Source organism: Shewanella psychrotolerans (genome assembly GCF_019457595.1).
In the GTDB taxonomy this organism is placed as follows: domain Bacteria; phylum Pseudomonadota; class Gammaproteobacteria; order Enterobacterales; family Shewanellaceae; genus Shewanella; species Shewanella psychrotolerans.
The window spans coordinates 3,247,242-3,263,685 of record NZ_CP080419.1; the positions used below are offsets into that span (position 1 = coordinate 3,247,242).

Annotated in this window: 14 protein-coding genes and 2 tRNA genes; 4 read left to right on the forward strand and 12 right to left on the reverse strand. The window is 43.5% G+C overall.

Annotation, left to right across the window (positions count from 1 at the left end; genetic code table 11):
• Positions 1 to 403 precede the first annotated feature (403 nt).
• The 5 genes from K0I62_RS14390 to trmB all read right to left on the reverse strand — a co-directional run bounded on the left by K0I62_RS14390 (position 404) and on the right by trmB (position 4,746).
• Positions 404 to 1,345, reverse strand: a complete 942-nt coding sequence (locus tag K0I62_RS14390) for a LysR family transcriptional regulator (RefSeq protein WP_220068769.1) — start codon at positions 1,343 to 1,345, stop codon at positions 404 to 406.
• Between the two features lie 350 nt (positions 1,346 to 1,695).
• On the reverse strand, positions 1,696 to 2,523 hold the full coding sequence (locus tag K0I62_RS14395) for a YggN family protein (protein WP_220068770.1): 828 nt from the start codon (positions 2,521 to 2,523) through the stop codon (positions 1,696 to 1,698).
• A 203-nt stretch (positions 2,524 to 2,726) separates the two neighbouring features.
• Positions 2,727 to 3,650, reverse strand: a complete 924-nt coding sequence (gene glsB, locus K0I62_RS14400) for a glutaminase B (protein WP_258405006.1) — start codon at positions 3,648 to 3,650, stop codon at positions 2,727 to 2,729.
• Positions 3,641 to 3,964 carry a YggL family protein gene (locus K0I62_RS14405; protein ID WP_220068772.1) on the reverse strand — a complete coding sequence of 108 codons (324 nt, stop codon included), beginning with the start codon at positions 3,962 to 3,964 and terminating at the stop codon, positions 3,641 to 3,643. The genes glsB and K0I62_RS14405 overlap by 10 nt, the downstream gene beginning before the upstream one ends.
• A 65-nt stretch (positions 3,965 to 4,029) precedes the next feature.
• A complete protein-coding gene (trmB, locus tag K0I62_RS14410) occupies positions 4,030 to 4,746 on the reverse strand; it encodes a tRNA (guanosine(46)-N7)-methyltransferase TrmB (RefSeq protein WP_220068773.1) in 717 nt (238 codons plus the stop codon).
• 283 nt (positions 4,747 to 5,029) lie between these two features.
• Between trmB and mutY the strand changes: the two genes are divergently transcribed.
• Together mutY and K0I62_RS14420 are read left to right on the forward strand one after the other, a co-directional pair.
• Positions 5,030 to 6,091, forward strand: coding sequence for an A/G-specific adenine glycosylase (mutY, locus tag K0I62_RS14415; protein ID WP_220068774.1), 1,062 nt, complete (start codon positions 5,030 to 5,032; stop codon positions 6,089 to 6,091).
• Between the two features lie 2 nt (positions 6,092 to 6,093).
• On the forward strand, positions 6,094 to 6,372 hold the full coding sequence (locus K0I62_RS14420; RefSeq protein ID WP_220068775.1) for an oxidative damage protection protein: 279 nt from the start codon (positions 6,094 to 6,096) through the stop codon (positions 6,370 to 6,372).
• A gap of 84 nt (positions 6,373 to 6,456) precedes the next feature.
• Here the strand turns inward: K0I62_RS14420 and K0I62_RS14425 are convergent, their stop codons facing one another.
• Positions 6,457 to 7,032, reverse strand: a complete 576-nt coding sequence (locus K0I62_RS14425; RefSeq protein WP_220068776.1) for a YceI family protein — start codon at positions 7,030 to 7,032, stop codon at positions 6,457 to 6,459.
• Entirely contained in the window at positions 7,029 to 7,583 is a 555-nt protein-coding gene (locus tag K0I62_RS14430) for a cytochrome b (protein ID WP_220068777.1), read from the reverse strand. Before K0I62_RS14430 ends, K0I62_RS14425 begins: the two co-directional genes overlap by 4 nt.
• Positions 7,584 to 8,043: 460 nt before the next feature.
• Here K0I62_RS14430 and K0I62_RS14435 point away from each other — a divergent pair.
• Positions 8,044 to 8,119: transfer RNA gene (locus K0I62_RS14435), tRNA-Phe, on the forward strand.
• Between the two features lie 32 nt (positions 8,120 to 8,151).
• Positions 8,152 to 8,227, forward strand: a tRNA-Thr gene (locus K0I62_RS14440).
• 264 nt (positions 8,228 to 8,491) lie between these two features.
• Here K0I62_RS14440 and nagP read toward each other — a convergent pair.
• From nagP to K0I62_RS14465, 5 genes are all read right to left on the reverse strand, one after another.
• Positions 8,492 to 9,796: an N-acetylglucosamine MFS transporter NagP gene (gene nagP / locus K0I62_RS14445; protein ID WP_434086816.1), complete on the reverse strand. Its 1,305-nt coding sequence runs from the start codon at positions 9,794 to 9,796 to the stop codon at positions 8,492 to 8,494.
• Positions 9,797 to 10,038: 242 nt separating this feature from the next.
• The gene (gene nagX, locus K0I62_RS14450) at positions 10,039 to 11,175 is read right to left on the reverse strand and encodes a transmembrane glucosamine N-acetyltransferase NagX (RefSeq protein WP_220071401.1); all 1,137 of its coding nucleotides are present in this window, start codon (positions 11,173 to 11,175) and stop codon (positions 10,039 to 10,041) included.
• 123 nt (positions 11,176 to 11,298) lie between these two features.
• Positions 11,299 to 12,432: an N-acetylglucosamine-6-phosphate deacetylase gene (gene nagA / locus K0I62_RS14455; protein ID WP_220068779.1), complete on the reverse strand. Its 1,134-nt coding sequence runs from the start codon at positions 12,430 to 12,432 to the stop codon at positions 11,299 to 11,301.
• 46 nt (positions 12,433 to 12,478) lie between these two features.
• Positions 12,479 to 13,378, reverse strand: a complete 900-nt coding sequence (gene nagK, locus K0I62_RS14460) for an N-acetylglucosamine kinase (protein WP_220068780.1) — start codon at positions 13,376 to 13,378, stop codon at positions 12,479 to 12,481.
• 220 nt (positions 13,379 to 13,598) lie between these two features.
• On the reverse strand, positions 13,599 to 16,256 hold the full coding sequence (locus K0I62_RS14465) for a beta-N-acetylhexosaminidase (RefSeq protein ID WP_220068781.1): 2,658 nt from the start codon (positions 16,254 to 16,256) through the stop codon (positions 13,599 to 13,601).
• Positions 16,257 to 16,444: the final 188 nt, after the last annotated feature.

Below are 16,444 nucleotides of genomic sequence, written 5' to 3' on the forward strand. Positions count from 1 at the left end.
AAGATTGCATAACGCAGACCTGTATAGCCGGATCACGAGGGGTCATTCCTAAACCGTCTATATTATTCAAGTCATCCCGAATCAACTGTCAACATTGTATTAAAATAAGAACAAACTTCAACGTGAATTGTTTCAACTATTAGCTCAGGCTAAATAAGCCATTGAAATTAGAATAAAAACAATTATAGCAACCCACTGATAATAAACAAAAAAACCTTCAAATATAAATTTAAAGGTTTTATAGTCCAAAAAACAAAACAATGTTTTCAAATTACTAACAACTGAAACGAAGCAACATCTTAAGTATTGTAGAATAAACAGGTTATTTATTAACCACGAGGTTACTTATCAACCATGAAGTTACTTATTAACCATAAAGTTATTTATCAACTAACAAAGAGATTTACTTACGCTGCGCATAAAGTGATGCATATTTAGCATCCCAATAAGGTGGTGTACCGATATGCTCTTTGATGAAATCAATGAACGCGCTCACTTTAGGTGCTAAATGCTTACGCCTTGGATAAACAGCTTGTAACGGCAGATGATGAGTCAATTGCCATTCGGGTAACAGTGGAACCAAAGTGCCTTGCTCGATCTCATCTTCTAGAAGATAACTCGCCAAATAAACCACACCTAAACCACTCACAGCAGCCGTTTTTAATGCTGGAGCATTGTCGACTCTGAAGTTACCCGCCACCCCAATTTCGCAGTAATCATCACCCTTCTTAAACTGCCAAACACTATGTTCATGCCATTCACCTTGATATACCAAGCAGTTATGATCTACCAACTTCTCTGGACGTTCTGGGTAGCCGTGCTTAGCAACATATTCAGGAGAGGCTGCAAGTAAAAACTGACACTTCATCAATGGTCTAGCAACCATACCCAAAGGAAGTTGCTCAGACATAGTTAGCAGTAAATCAAGGCCTTCGCTTACAACATCCACTTTATGGTCTAACAAGCTCACCTGCAGCTCTAACTCTGGATGTTTAGCCATAAAATCAGGCAATGCAGGAATAATATGCATAGTTCCGAAAGATTGAGAAATACCGACTTTTAATACACCACGAGTCGCATCATTAAGATTATGTACACTCGCTACGGCTTGCTCTGCATCTCTCAAAAGCTCCTCGCCTTGAGCATAAAGCAGTTGACCCGCTTCAGTTAAACTCAAGCTACGTGTCGTACGTTGGATCAACTGAACACCTAGTTTATGTTCAAGATCAGCAACCTGAGTACTAACCTTAGATTTAGAAATTCCCAATTTACGAGCAGCAGAGCTAAAGCTGCCAGCACGAGCAACATGAGTAAAAATGGCAATAGGTTCTAAAAGTTCTAACATTTAAATAGCCTTAAGGTGTTTGCGACCCTATAAATACTAATTATAAATCATAGAGATAAACCAATAAGATAGGGTTATTTCTTTGACAATTAAGAATAATCCAAATAGTAGAGTCAGACAGTTGCCTAGTGATTCAGACAAATTTGGCCCGCATTGTTATTGTTTTTTTACAAGTATACCAAAGATTTGCCCTTTGATTCTAATACCTATTTTTTTGTCACTATACACCCAATAGCAAAGCGGAAAAATAATCAAATAGTAGAAAATAAAAAAGCCCTATACCCAAGGAAAGTATAGGGAAGTTGCTGGTTGTTAAGATCCAACAAAGGGAGAAGTGTTAAAAGATAAAACTATTCAAGCAACTCTTGTTTAGCCACCTTCATTAGTGGGTATTTATCAAGCTGTGGGATTTCCTTGCGCAGCTGTGACTCTAAAACAACTAACTGTTGAAAATTATCACAAAGCTTGTCTGCACGATCCTCAAGATCTGCGGCCTGTTGCTCAATCTGAGCTTCAATATCTTTACCTACAGTATCCATTTTAACTGAGAAGGCTTGCATTTTTTCTTCGAAAGAATCGCCATCGCCATTCATCATCTCACTGCCTAGGGTCATCATCATGCTGCCAATAGAGCTTTGCACTAGCTGCTCCATCTCCTGCTCAAACTCTTTGCCAAAGGTGTCTTCTAAAGATGATTCAGTCGAACCAAGATAAAACCTATCACCATTTTGATAGGCGACAGTATCGATTCTGCTGCCCAGGCGATCCATCATCTCATCAATTTTCGCTCCGGTTACATCACCAAGCAAAGGCGTTAATGCCATACTGACGGCCGTCGATGCGATATCGACCGCATCATGAACTAGATCAATCACCTCAGGAAGCTGCTGAGAGACTTCATCGGCATACTGATTTACCAATTTTTGCTGGTTTGCATCTAAATTTACAGCAGCTCCATCGATGTAAAGCTGGCCAAGTTCAATACGATAAACTTCTTTTTTATCTTCGCTAATGATCAGCTTTTGAGGTTCAACTGCGACATCATAGTTGAGGCTAACCTCACACTGATTATTATCATGACCAAAAGAAAGACTGTTGTCTTTGTCACTCGCCCAAGCGGAGCTAGTGGTTGCGAGTACTAATGCAGTTAATCCCAAAGAAGCAGTTATCTTTTTCATTCCATTCATCCTTATCATTAATTCGTCGTATCTTAATATGGCTCACCAGAGCAATACGATATTGAATTAGCTAGATACAGATATCATGCCAAAAATAAAATAACTATTAAATTCAATAAGTAGAAGTGTAACTGGGTTAAAAGCAACCCGTCGGCATTAGCGATATAAACCAGTTGTTAGTAGATATCACTAACTTTTACAGATTAGAATATCGATCGTCCTAGGGATTGAGATAACAACTCAAGCGCAGCTGTACCCGCAAGTGAATTGCCATTCTTATCCAATTCAGGAGACCAAACACAGACACTCATGTCGCCGGGGATCACCGCAATAATTCCACCACCAACCCCACTCTTGCCAGGCATTCCGACCCGGTAAGCAAACTCGCCTGCACCATCATATAACCCAGATGTCGCCAGCAAAGCATTAAGTTTGCGAGTCTGCACTGGAGAAACAATCGTTTTACCTGATAAACTTTTACCACCATTGGCTAAATACAGCATAGCTTTCGACAGATCGGCGCAGCTCATTCTCATCGCACAATAATGAAAATAATTCTTTAGCACTTTATCGACATCATTATTAAAATTGCCAAAAGACTTCATCAAATAGGCTATAGCAGCATTACGAGCACTGTGTTCATACTCTGAGGCAGCGACATTTTTATCATATAAAATATGGGCGTTATCACTTAAGTTCCTAACGACCTCGAGCATACGATGTTTAGGCGCTCCTAATCGGCTTTGTAATAAGTCGGCGATAATCAAGGCACCCGCATTGATAAAAGGATTACGTGGCAGCCCTTTTTCTAATTCAATTTGCACTAATGAATTGAAAGATTGACCAGAAGGCTCCTTCCCTACACGAGACCATATTTCATGCTCTTCGTATAAAGTGAGCGCCACCGTGAGACTGAAAACCTTTGAGATACTCTGAATAGAAAAAGGCTCTAAATAATCACCAGCGCCAATAGTGGTACCATCGACGCTAGTGACAGCTATGGCTAATTTGTGTGGATCTACCTTAGCCAATGCGGGGATATAATTGGCAACTTTACCTTGACCAAGCAGGGGACGAACTTGCTCTATCACCTGCTCAAGTAATGCCTTATTTGGTGTTAGTTCCACCAAATATCGTACAACTCGCTGATCTCTACATTAGTGGTTGGTTGCTGTTTCCAGAAAGCGCTAACCGCTTCGCGATCTTCTTCGGTGCATTTACCAATAGCTTGAGTAGCGATGATCCCTTCCCACTCTTTATGTCCACCACCATGGAAGCCAAGCTTACGCACTTCAATCACTTCGGCAATAAACTGATCGACAATACTATCAATCTGCTCTTCAGAAACTGAATCGTTAAACGTCCAATTAACATCAAATCCAAACTCTTGAAACTCATCAATACGCAATTTTTTGCGAAGACGACGGCTACGTGTTGCCATGTTATTACCCCGTTAGTTCATTAAAATAGTTAATAAAAATAGTGACCCTAGCTAAACCGTAAAATCTATTCGCAGCGCTCGAACATCAGATCCCATACACCATGACCGAGACGATGACCGCGAGCTTCAAATTTCGTTAGCGGACGATGATCTGGACGCGGCACGAAATCACCATTTGCAGACTGATTCTTATAACCTGGCGCCGCACTCATCACTTCGAGCATGTGTTCACTGTAATTTTCCCAATCGGTGGCAAGATGAAATACACCACCGACTTTAAGGCTATTACGGATCATCTGTGCAAATTCAGGCTGCACGATACGACGCTTATGGTGACGCTTTTTATGCCATGGATCGGGAAAAAACAGCTGCACTCGAGCAAGCGAGGCGGGCGCAATACTGTTCTCTAACACTTCAATCGCATCATGATGGAAAACACGTAGATTGGTTACGCCCGCTTCAGCGGCATCAGCCAAACAAGCACCGACTCCCGGCTTGTGCACTTCGATACCGATAAAGTTGAGCTCTGGAGCGGCTTTAGCCATCTCAACTAAAGAGGCCCCCATGCCAAATCCTATCTCGAGAACCGTATCCGCTTCACGGCCAAAAACTTGAGTTAAATCCAATGGCTCGGGAGAATAATCTAGCCCCATTAGCGGCCACTGCTGTTCCATCGCAACCGCCTGCCCTTTTGTTAAACGCCCTTCTCGAAGAACAAAGCTTCTTACTTTACGAAGGTATTTACCCTCTTCATTAAACTCAGCGGTTGTAACGTCGCTCATTATTTCTAGCCTCTGTCTCTGCCATTAGTTGGCCATATAGCATCTAACGTAGCGACTGTTTAACTCATTAGTTAATGACACAGCCGAACTAGCAAGATCATGCACAATCTTGACACTAATATGATGGAATTTTAAAAAAGAAGGGCATTATCCAAAGTTAATGGAGCAGTGCAAGCCCTATTGTTGCCAAAGTATACCAATAAACGCTCTAGGTGCGAGCAAAGCTATGCTTTAAACCCTATTTAAGTTGAGAAAACATCAGCTGCTCTATACACTGAGCGCCATGAAAAAAGAGCAATTTCACCAGCGCATTGTTAACTGGTACGCCGAACATGGTCGCAAACACCTTCCTTGGCAGCAAAATAAGACCCCTTACAAAGTTTGGGTCTCAGAGATTATGTTGCAGCAGACCCAAGTCGCTACGGTTATCCCCTATTTCGACGCCTTTATGGCAAGGTTTCCAACCATTACCGTTTTAGCTGATGCACAGCAAGATGAAGTCCTGCACCATTGGACAGGGCTGGGTTACTACGCAAGAGCGAGAAACCTACATAAAAGTGCCCAGCTTATAGCCCGTGAATATGATGGACAATTTCCAACAGAATTTGACCAAGTGCTCGCCTTACCAGGTATAGGCCGCTCTACAGCCGGAGCCGTCTTGTCTCTATCTCTTGGCCAACACCACCCCATTTTAGACGGCAATGTAAAGCGAGTCCTCGCAAGACACGGCGCAATTGAAGGTTGGCCAGGTAAGAAACAGGTCGAAGAGCAATTATGGCAACTCACAGAGAGCTTAACGCCGCGAGACAATATCACCCATTACAATCAGGCCATGATGGATATTGGATCGAGTATTTGTACCCGCTCGAAACCTAAATGTGACCAATGCCCTGTCGCCATAGATTGTAAGGCGCAATTAATGGGAAGACAGACCGAATTCCCAGGGAAGAAACCCAAAAAGACGATTCCTGAAAAACAGGCATATATGTTGGTGATAAGAGACAGTGACCGGGTCATGATGGCCAAACGTCCACCCGCTGGAATTTGGGGGGGATTATGGTGTTTTCCACAATTTGGCACCATGTCAGAGCTTAACCAGTTTATTGAACAGCACGGAATGCAGCTAGATATCGATGAACCGCTAGCGAGCTTTAGACACACATTTAGTCATTTCCATTTAGACATCACCGCATTAACGGCAAAGATTAACCCCAGTAAAGCAGATCTGATCATGGAAGATGCTGCATCACTCTGGTATAACATAGCCAATCCCCCTAAAGTTGGTTTAGCCGCGGCAACAGAGCGGATCCTATCCAGCTTAGGTTCTGAATTTAATAAGGAGTAATCATGGCTCGTACAGTGAACTGCCAATATCTTAATAAAGAGGCAGATGGCCTAGCCTTTCAACTCTACCCAGGCGAATTGGGTAAGCGTATTTTCGACAACATCAGTCAAGAAGCATGGACTCTTTGGCAGTCGAAACAGACGATGCTTATCAACGAGAAAAAGCTCAACATGATGAACGTCGATGACCGCAAATTTTTGGAAGAGCAGATGGTCAATTTTCTATTTGAAGGAAAAGACGTTGAAATTGAAGGCTATGTGCCAGAGAAAGATGACCAATAGTCTCTCCAACAAGTTATAACTGAAAAACGACTTAAATAAAAAGCGCCATTAACGGCGCTTTTTATCTTTAATGCAAACTGGCAATTACTGACGAATGCCTTCGACAACCAGATCGAGTTTCACATGACTAGAGGCTGGACCTAAATCCATTTTGATATCGTAATCTTTCAAAGCAAATTCTGTGCTACCTATAAATCCAACGCGGTAGCCTCCCCATGGATCTTTGCCCTCTCCCACAAGATTGGCATCGATAGCCACATCTTTCGATACCCCATTTAGGGTTAGCAAACCATTAATCACAAACTTGCCATCGCCTTTATCTTCCACCGAAGTTGATTTAAATGTGGCTTGAGGAAACTTAGCCACATTTAAAAAATCTTCACTGCGAAGATGCTTATCTCGCTCGGCATGGTTAGAGTCTAAACTTGCCGTATTAATGGTGACATTAACCTTTGATGCGCCAATGTCGCCATTATCGAAACTAAAATCACCAGAAAAATCGTTAAAACGCCCCACGACAAAACTATAGCCTAGATGACTAACCTTAAATTGCACTGAAGCATGAGCTCCTTGAGTATCGATAACATAGTCGGCAGCATTTACCTGTCCAGCCATCAATAGTGCTCCAGCGATCACGCTGCTTAATAAACCCTTTTTCATTTTATCTCCTTAATAGTAACCATTCTGACTAATGTTGAATCTTTATCGATTACGTGATGCTTTATCGCCCCAAGCACATGTATACCCACTAAAGCAATTAGGCTATAAGCCAAATACTGATGGGTGACACCCGCTAAATCGGCTTGATCATTAAATAACGACCCTAGGCTAGGTAGCTCAAATAAACCAAATACCATAATGCCGCGCCCATCCGCCGTAGAGATCAAATAACCGCTGCACAAAATAGCGATGAGTAGCAGATACAGCAACGCATGAACTACTGCACCAAAGGTCTTCTCCCAAGCTTGATGCCCGGCCAGCCCTCTAGGTTTTGGGTTACTCCAACGCCAAAGCAATCGAGCTAATGTTGCCAGAAGCAATAGCACTCCAACACTCTTATGTAATTCTGGCGCTGTTTTATACCAACTACTGTAATAAGTTAAATCCACCATCCAATAACCCAAAGCAAACAACCCGACGACAACAACTGCTGAAACCCAGTGCAACAGGATACTCATTAAGCCAAAATGAGTTTCGGTATTCTTAAACATAGTCAGGCCCACTTATTCAGATCATATTTTCCTTTTAAACGATATTACGTTCGATTTTTAACGGTGAATATCGCGTAATTTAGCCAATTAAATTCGAATTATTAGAACTGTCATGATCTTTCGTGCACTTTAGGGAGTATTTTGGGGCTTTGGCCAGAGAAAGCTGCAATTTAACGACTCAATTTTAGATAGAAGCTTTAGCGAGAACTTTAGATAGAAGCTTTAGCGACAAACCAAGCAAACAAGCGTTATAAATGCGCTTGAGTATAGTCTTATCGCACTAAAAACCAGCTAACAAGATAAAAAACAGACATTTTGAGCATTAACTAGCCATGCAGTAAGATTTATCTAAAAAAGCACTTGCAGGATAAATATGACCGCTATATTATACGCGCACTCCAAACGACACGGGTTACATAAGACCTAGTTTGAAGTAGTTAACTAGACACTTAGTTTAGTTGCCCGAATAGCTCAGTCGGTAGAGCAGAGGATTGAAAATCCTCGTGTCCCTGGTTCGATTCCGGGTTCGGGCACCACTATTTAGCAGTACATTAGCTTTAAAAGTTAAGCCGGCATAGCTCAGTTGGTAGAGCAACTGACTTGTAATCAGTAGGTCCCGAGTTCGACTCTTGGTGCCGGCACCATATAAATTAGCCTCGACATTGTCGGGGCTTTTTTATGCCTGTAGTAGTTCAAAGTCCTCAATTAGTTAAGAGCAACGATTGCTTATCTTATCAAACTCAACAACGGTCTAGCCTTTGAGACTGAAATAGCCCTCTCAAGCCAATTCAAACCCTTGTCACATCAATATGAGATGAATTGCAAAGTAGCAGTTCCTTGGATAATACCAATTAGTATAATTCTACAAAAAAGGAGCCATAAGGCTCCTTCTTCATTTCAAGTTAGCGTTATTTCCAGCTTTTCATTTTATGCCCTTTAACCGCATAAAACAGAATAAACAGATAACAGGGTAACATCACCATATAACCGCCCTGCTGTCCGAGTGACGTTGCCGAACTCGTTAGCCCCCAAAATAGTGGACCGAAAGCACCACCAGCAATGCCCATCACCAACAACGCTGAACCAGTGCTAGTCAACCTTCCCATACCCGATAACGCTAGCGGCCACACCGCAGGCCAAACAATCGCATTGGCAAGACCAAGAAAAGCGATCATTAACAAGGTATCGGGTAACATGGCGCCACCAAACGGTACCAGCAGGGTATTTGCTATGGCGTAAGAGTTATTGTCGCCAAACAAAATCCCTAGGGTTAGTACAAGCCCTAGCATCGCAGAGATCATTAGCGCCTTGGGTTGAGAGATAAAACGCGGGATAGTCAAAATACCTAATGTGTAACCTAACACCATACAGATCATGGTATATGAGGTCATAACGCCGTAGTTTTCAACGCCCAATGACAGTGCAAAAGTACCTATGGTATCGCCAGCGATTACCTCAACGGCAACGTAGAAAAACAGCGCTACAACACCTAATACAAGGTTCGGATGAGACAGCGCTTCACGAGTATGACCTTTACCAGCGTCCGCTTCATCATCTTCATTTTCTAGCTCAGGCAAAGGAGACTTCTTCACTAAGATGGCTAAGAACCCGATAAACAGTGCCATTCCCATATAGGGATAAACTAAGCTATTGGCCATCTCATCGATTTGAACTTGAGTCAGCTCCATGCCGACGCGATCTTTAAAGCTATCTAGAATCAGTGCGGTGAATACTAACGGTGCAATAACGCCAGCACCTTTATTAAGGATACCCATTACGCTAACACGAGCAGCAGCGGATTCTTCAGGGCCAATACGCACCACATAAGGATTAACAGCGGTTTGCAACAAAGTCTGCCCAGTCCCCATCACCAATTGAGCAAAAAGAAACAGGACAAATATTTGGGTCTTAGCCGCGGGAATAAACAACAAGCCCGCCAGCATCATTATCCCCATGCCTAATGCCATACCCGTTTTATAACCGACTTTACGAATGACCCAAGCAGAAGGAAGCGCTGTAAATGTCACGGCAATATAAAAAGAGAAAAGGATGAGCGAAGCTTGAAAGGGGGAAAGTTGAAGGATCTGTTTAAGATAAGGCATCAGTGAGCCATTTAACCAAGTTGCAAACCCTAGAATAAAGAACAGTCCTGCGACAATCGCCATAGGGATCGCGCTACTGCGCTTACTTTCACTATTTAATGTCATTTCCATAAGCCTGTTTTCTTATAGTAATTAATATGTTGATACCAATTAAACTGGTACCGGCTCAATATTATGGTGGTACAGCTATTAAAGGCTCGACTCCAGAAACATTGGAATAGTTTGCCCCTTTGTTTCATCGATGTTAAAACATAAAACATAAAAAGACAACGCTGTCATTTTGTGTTTTATCAGAATAAATAGCTAACCTACCGATTTAGTTCACTAAAAGATAAGTCTCGATGTTTTAAAAATTAAACTTTAATGAAAATGCCACGTTTATACATCCAATACAGTAACAACCACTGCACCGTGAGCACCCCAATCGTTGCAGCAAACATCTGCATTGACCCAGGTAATGCATCAATAAGGCCACCAAAAAGACTCGCTGAAACGAATTGCCATTTAACAAGGCTTGAGGCTAGATAAATGATAATGGCATTACAACCTATAACGACAAATACAAAGGCAAAACGATGCAATCTGAGCACATCGACCAAGGCATAGAAAAGTCCCAAAAATATCAAGCTCCAGCCCGTAGTCACCAACACAAAGCTACTGGTCCATAGGTCCTTATTAACTGGAATAACCTCATTAGATAACCAACCTAATCCTAGTATGGCTATACCCACTAAAAATAGAATCCCTACCTTTGCCCACTCCCCTTTTGGGTGAGGATTAGCAATGAAGCGTCCTGTAAATACCCCTGCTAACGCATTAATAACCGCGGGAATGGTTGATAAGATTCCTTCTGGATCCGTTGCTCGACCTTGGTAACTAACGCCTGGTAGCAGCAGGCTATCCACATAAGCGTTGATTGAGCCTGCCATTGACAAGTCACCAGCACTTCCACCGGGAACTGGCACAAAAAGCTGGATAAAGGCATAACCAAACAGCAATACCATAGCAACGCCAATCTGAGTCTTTAAGCTTGTGTGCCAAACCAGCATCGCTGCAAAAAACCAAGCAAAGGCGATACGCCCGAGAACGCTCGCATAACGGATCTCATCGAGTGCTGCAGGAACTCCTGCTCCCCAACCATGATTATAAAGAACACCGAAAAAGAGTAATAACGCCAGACGCTTAAACGCGTGACGGTAGACAGGCAAGCGGGCCGTCAAAGGTAGCTTATCGAGCCGCTTAGGAGATAAACCCAATGCGACACCAGATAAGAAAATAAACAGCGGAAAAATCAAATCATAAAAAGTAAATCCATGCCACTGACTATGCTGCATCTGCGCAGCCGCAATCTTCCAGCCTTGCCATCCCGTCCAGGCCAATAAGCCGGCAAACAAAGCCTCGCCGCCGAGGATCCAAAACATATCGAATCCACGCAACGCATCGAGTGACATAAGCCGTGGTTTCACCGATTTTTTCAGGCTTGCTTCCATCTTGAGGTTTTCCGCCATACTAAGGTTACTGTTTTTGTTCTTATTCGTTTAGGTCGGTCAACTTGTGTCGTTATTAAGCCCTAAAAGCCTAACTTTAGGGGCTTAATAACAAAATGTGATGGGTTAAACCTGATATACCAATTTGCCACCAATATAAGTTCTGGTTACCTGTCGCTGCGAGTCAAGCAAGACCATATCCGCTTTATTTCCAACCTTAAGCGTTCCGCGAACACTATCTTGGCCAATAAACTGCGCAGGATAGAGTGAGGCCATACGCAGAGCCTCACTAAGCTCAAGCCCTAACATGCTAACGCTGTTGTTCACCGCTTGTGCCATATCTAAAACACAACCAGCAAGCTCACCAGTTACCGCATTTAACCTATCGCCTTGACGAATAACTTGAGTGCCGAAAAGCTCAAAGCTTGCATCTTGTGCCATACCCACGGGTGGCATGGCATCGGTGACTAACATCACCTTGCCTTTGGGTTTGGCATAGATGGCAACTTTGGCGGCAGCAGCATGTACATGATGACCATCGACAATCAAACCGCACCAAGCATCACGACTCTCGATAGCGGCGCCTACCATTCCAGGCTCGCGAGATCCCATAGGAGACATGGCGTTATACAGATGAGTAAAGCCAGTTGCACCCGCCTCAAGCGCGGCAACCACGGTATCGTAATCGGCGTTAGAATGGCCTAAACAGACTCGTACATCTTCGGCCACTAAGGCCTTAATCACCTCTACAGAGACATTCTCTGGTGCGAGGGTAACAACTTTAATACCTAAGTCCTTACGGCAAAAAATGGCTAACTCCGCATCTGAGATACGACGAATATAAGACTGTGGGTGTACCCCTTTTTTGGGCAATGATAGATGCGGGCCTTCAAAATGCACACCTAAAACACCATCACAACCTTGAGCTAATGACTCAGCCACGGCATCAGCAGCGGTGCGCATCACATCAATATCATCAGTAATTAAGGTGGGCAAGAAGCCTGTCGTACCAAACTGGGCGTGAGCACGACCAATCGTCTCTATACAAGCAACACTTCGGTCTGCGTTGAGTAGTGCCCCACCGCCACCATTGACCTGTATATCGATAAATCCTGGTACAAGTGTGCCATTGACCCTAACAGGTTTAACGTTTGCCACAGTATCGAACGCTATAATGTGACCATCGTCGATGGTCACAGGTAAGTTTTGATGAAACACCTCACCATCAAAGACCTGATCGGCGATTAAGGTTTGCTTCATAAATAAAATCCTACGAAATGCTTATCCATCAGATAAGTTACATTGATTAATCTGCAGCGACATAACACTGACGCGCATAGTAAGCCGCTCCCATTTCTGGTGGTGCGATAACGGGCGAGATTCTGGCGACTACGTCTTTATCTAACCAAGGAGCTAACGGCTCAGCAAGCCCGCCTATCATTGAAAAACGGGGCGGATGTAAAGCAAATAGCTTCTTCGCTAAGTCACTTATGTAGGCCGCTCCTTCTACGACAATGCCTTTAGCGACCTCATCTTGTTCTATTGCACTTTCTAACACTAAGCGGGCCAAGGTAGCGTAGCAACTCGATGACTTACCGGCTAATTTTTCAACGATCCCCATTGCATCACTTGTCTGAAAATGATTCTTAAGTCGCTCGGTCAACAGTGTTTTAGGACCAAAACCATCGAGCTCTAATAACACCTGTTCAGCGGCCTTTAAGCCTAACCAGGCACCACTTCCCTTATCGCCTAATGGAAACCCATGTCCGCCTAAAGATAAAGACTCTTCTCCCACATGGACATAGCCACACGATCCTGTTCCGGTGATAATCACCGCGCCATCACTGCCATGATGTGCCCCGATACAAGCGGTATGAAGATCGGTAGTAACAAACATATTAGCAAATGGATGCTGCCAATTAACCAGCTCTTGATATAAATGGGGAACATTAACGCCGGCCAGACCAAGGCCAGCCACAAGCTGTCCACCGTCGCTCGCCTGCAGCCCGGCATCTTCTAATGCTAGTTGAGTAGACAGTTTAATAGACTCAAAAGTCTGTGATAGCCCGAACAAAGGATTTGCTCGTCCAGCGACGCCAGTCCCAAGGACGGTATCATCGCTTGCATAAATGGTAGCTCGACATTTACTGCCACCACCATCGATACCAATAAATAAGGGGGCTTCCTTTGTCTGGTTAAATCCCATTACGGACCTCTTTCACAGTTTTATATCCAGAGAGAAGCATTTAAAAAGCTTAGCTCTGCCTTCCGACTAGGTTAAACCTATGTTACAACACAAATGACAGCGTTGTCATTCATATTTTAAAGGATTCGACAATTAATGATTTTATACAAATAAATCAGCTGGATAAGCAAAAGAATTTAGCGCTGCCGCAGACATTGACAGCGCTAAATTTATGACACGATTAATTAACGGATAACACACGTCCCCTGCGTTGACCGTCTGCTGCGATAGCTCTTACCTCTACGTTACCTAGGACTCTCACCGCCTCAAAGTAACGCTGCCAAGGCCCATCGTTGACTCTATACTCGACCGCTAACCCAGGATAAATAGTATTAGTAAAAAGCAAGCCATCTTTAATCATCGCCCCAACGGTGGGGACGCGATAAGCGATATCTGCTCGATCGAGTTTTATCAACTCTTTATGGCCTAAGGTATTGGCAAACTGTGTCCATTGCGCCTGCTGCTTAGCACGCATCTCTTGGGTAAAGTGACCGCTGTTTTGATTATAAATCGCGCCTTGATATTGATAAGGCACTTCCCAATCGGCCTGATGCCAAGCACGTTCAGCGAGCACCAGTAATCTTGGAAAGATCATGTATTCAGCCACATCATCACTACGAATCGTTTCGCTCCAAATCTGCCCCTGGATCCCCGAAAACTTAACGTCCTTAGCTAACGGCCCGCTGATCCGCGTTCCTGTTTCATCACGCTTTAGGGTATCGTCAGCTTCAAATGGACGCCCCTCTATATCAGTCCATTGCTCAGCATTCGCTGGCAAGTTATCTGGCATAAAGCTATATAATTTACGCTCACTACTGCTGCGACTAGCCCAGTAGTAACCATGCTCTTTAGGATCGGCTTCGTAGGGGAAGTCAAAATAGAGCACCTCAGGATTGCTTAATACCGTATCCCAGCCTAAATTAGCTTGATCATGTGCTCGCTTAAAGCCGTCATGAGACACCACATCCCAGATATTACTCTGGCTAACCTTTGGCATACGATCGACACGAGTATGGCTCATGCCATCACTCCAACCTGCGGGCTTTATGCCTTTCTGTGCCAATAGATTAGACACGCGTTCGATGAAATAAGCGCCATAATCCTTTTCGCTAGCGACACCTTTATCATTACTCTTCAAAAAAGCCTGGCATACGGGCGAATCAACCCATGCACCAGCAGTTTCGTCTGCGCCAATATGATAAATAGTTAATGGTTGACCGGCTTGCTGATGCAGCTTAGCTATCTCATCGACCACTTTGTCGACAAAGTGGAACGTTGACTCCATACACACATTCAAGGTGTTGTCGTCATAATACTGAATCGATGCATATTGAGTCTTATCTTGTGGGTCGATCAACCGATACTCATTTGCAGCAGCGGTCTCTCCTAGCGCCATTAATTTTCGAAAACGCGCTTCCATCGCTTTAATTGCGGCGCGAGAATGACCTGGCATATCCATAGAGGGAATCACTTGGATCTGCCTTGCAGATGCATATTGTAAAATCTCGATATAATCGGCCTTGGTGTAATACCCATTTACTTTAGCATCTGCACTTGGCCCACTTCCCAGTTGTGGTAACAGACAAGTATCTTCGCTTAGGTCATGACAGCGCTTACTGCCAATATCGGTTAGCTCGGGCAAACCATCGATTTCAAGACGCCAACCTTCATCGTCAGCCATATGCAGATGAAGCTTATTCAGTTTATAAGCCGCCATTTGATCGATCAGATCTAACACAAATTGTTTACTGTGAAAGTTTCGCGCAACATCAACATGCATGCCTCTAAATGGATATCTAGGCTCATCTTCAATGCGCATAGCATTGACTGTTAACTCTTTTACATCAATTAGACTGGCGAGTGAGGCAATACCATATGAGTACCCAGCATCGTCAGCCGCATAAATACTGATCTTATTGGGTAATATAGTGAGCTGATAACCACCAGCCACTAACAACTTTTTAAGTGGCTTAAGTTCCAGTAGAGCACCATTTGAGGTTTCATTGACCCCTAAACGCTGCAAACGATTTAACGCGGCATCGACACTGCTGCGCTGTACATCACCAAGTGATAAACGATAGCCGCTCTTTAATGAGGTGGCAGCAAGATGAGTATCTAAAATTTGTGCCTTAGGGGTAGGAATAATGGTGTTAATTGCTCGACTAGGATCGTTAACCACGCCCTCATTTGCCCTAAACAATACTTCAGGTTTTGCCCACTGTAATCGATCTGTGTCGCTGCGCTTATATTGGGTTTCGGCATTGGTATAAGACGCGGTATACGGGCGAGTCTCCATACCGGTATCAACATCTATTCCTAGCATGGTGCTTTTTATCACCGCAGGATTAAACCCCGGAACCACCATATAATAATTAGGCATGGCGTCGGTTTCTGATAACTGCCAGAGCTCTCCGAGAAAATCGATAGTCTGAGCTTGACCCTTACTAAATCCGCCAAATTTCTCCGTAGGAGTGATCCGGTGTAAGTCACCTTTAATATGCTTGATATTAAACTGATCTGATAACACCTGTTTTACAGGGCGCATCTGACTGTAATAGATAGCCCAATCGCCAGTAGGCAATTCTGCGTTAGGAGTTAATGTTATTTGCGCGGCAAAACAGCGGCCGTCGACACCAGATGTGGTACATTGCTGTGGATAATTGGTCACAGTCTTATAGGTAACGACTAATGAATCTGCAAACTCATTGAGCTGGTTTTGAGTCAAATGAGCAACTGAACTAGACTGGGAAGCTATATCGGTATTTTGCGATCTTGATGCATTGCAAGCTATGCAGCTTAAACTAAGCACCATAGCGACTGCGACAAGTTTATTGTTCATTATCGTCCTCTTAATATTTAATCTAATAAATGATCTAATCAATCATCTAAAGTTGACTATGAACGCCACAGCCATCTCCTCGCACTAACAGTCCACACCCAATCATATGCAGTACCAAAGACACTGACTAAAGCATTCAAGATAACTGAAATCTAACAATATATAGCAACCACAGTTAGCGATTGTAT

Bases quoted from the DNA above. Each gene is read 5' to 3' on its own strand.
- K0I62_RS14390 (WP_220068769.1), bottom strand. From the start codon at position 1,345: ATGTTAGAACTTTTAGAACCTATTGCCATTTTTACTCATGTTGCTCGT.
- K0I62_RS14395 (WP_220068770.1), bottom strand. From the start codon at position 2,523: ATGAAAAAGATAACTGCTTCTTTGGGATTAACTGCATTAGTACTCGCA.
- K0I62_RS14405 (WP_220068772.1), bottom strand. From the start codon at position 3,964: ATGGCAACACGTAGCCGTCGTCTTCGCAAAAAATTGCGTATTGATGAG.
- trmB (WP_220068773.1), bottom strand. From the start codon at position 4,746: ATGAGCGACGTTACAACCGCTGAGTTTAATGAAGAGGGTAAATACCTT.
- mutY (WP_220068774.1), top strand. From the start codon at position 5,030: ATGAAAAAAGAGCAATTTCACCAGCGCATTGTTAACTGGTACGCCGAA.
- K0I62_RS14420 (WP_220068775.1), top strand. From the start codon at position 6,094: ATGGCTCGTACAGTGAACTGCCAATATCTTAATAAAGAGGCAGATGGC.
- K0I62_RS14425 (WP_220068776.1), bottom strand. From the start codon at position 7,032: ATGAAAAAGGGTTTATTAAGCAGCGTGATCGCTGGAGCACTATTGATG.
- K0I62_RS14430 (WP_220068777.1), bottom strand. From the start codon at position 7,583: ATGTTTAAGAATACCGAAACTCATTTTGGCTTAATGAGTATCCTGTTG.
- nagP (WP_434086816.1), bottom strand. From the start codon at position 9,796: ATGGAAATGACATTAAATAGTGAAAGTAAGCGCAGTAGCGCGATCCCT.
- nagX (WP_220071401.1), bottom strand. From the start codon at position 11,175: ATGGAAGCAAGCCTGAAAAAATCGGTGAAACCACGGCTTATGTCACTC.
- nagA (WP_220068779.1), bottom strand. From the start codon at position 12,432: ATGAAGCAAACCTTAATCGCCGATCAGGTCTTTGATGGTGAGGTGTTT.
- nagK (WP_220068780.1), bottom strand. From the start codon at position 13,378: ATGGGATTTAACCAGACAAAGGAAGCCCCCTTATTTATTGGTATCGAT.
- K0I62_RS14465 (WP_220068781.1), bottom strand. From the start codon at position 16,256: ATGAACAATAAACTTGTCGCAGTCGCTATGGTGCTTAGTTTAAGCTGC.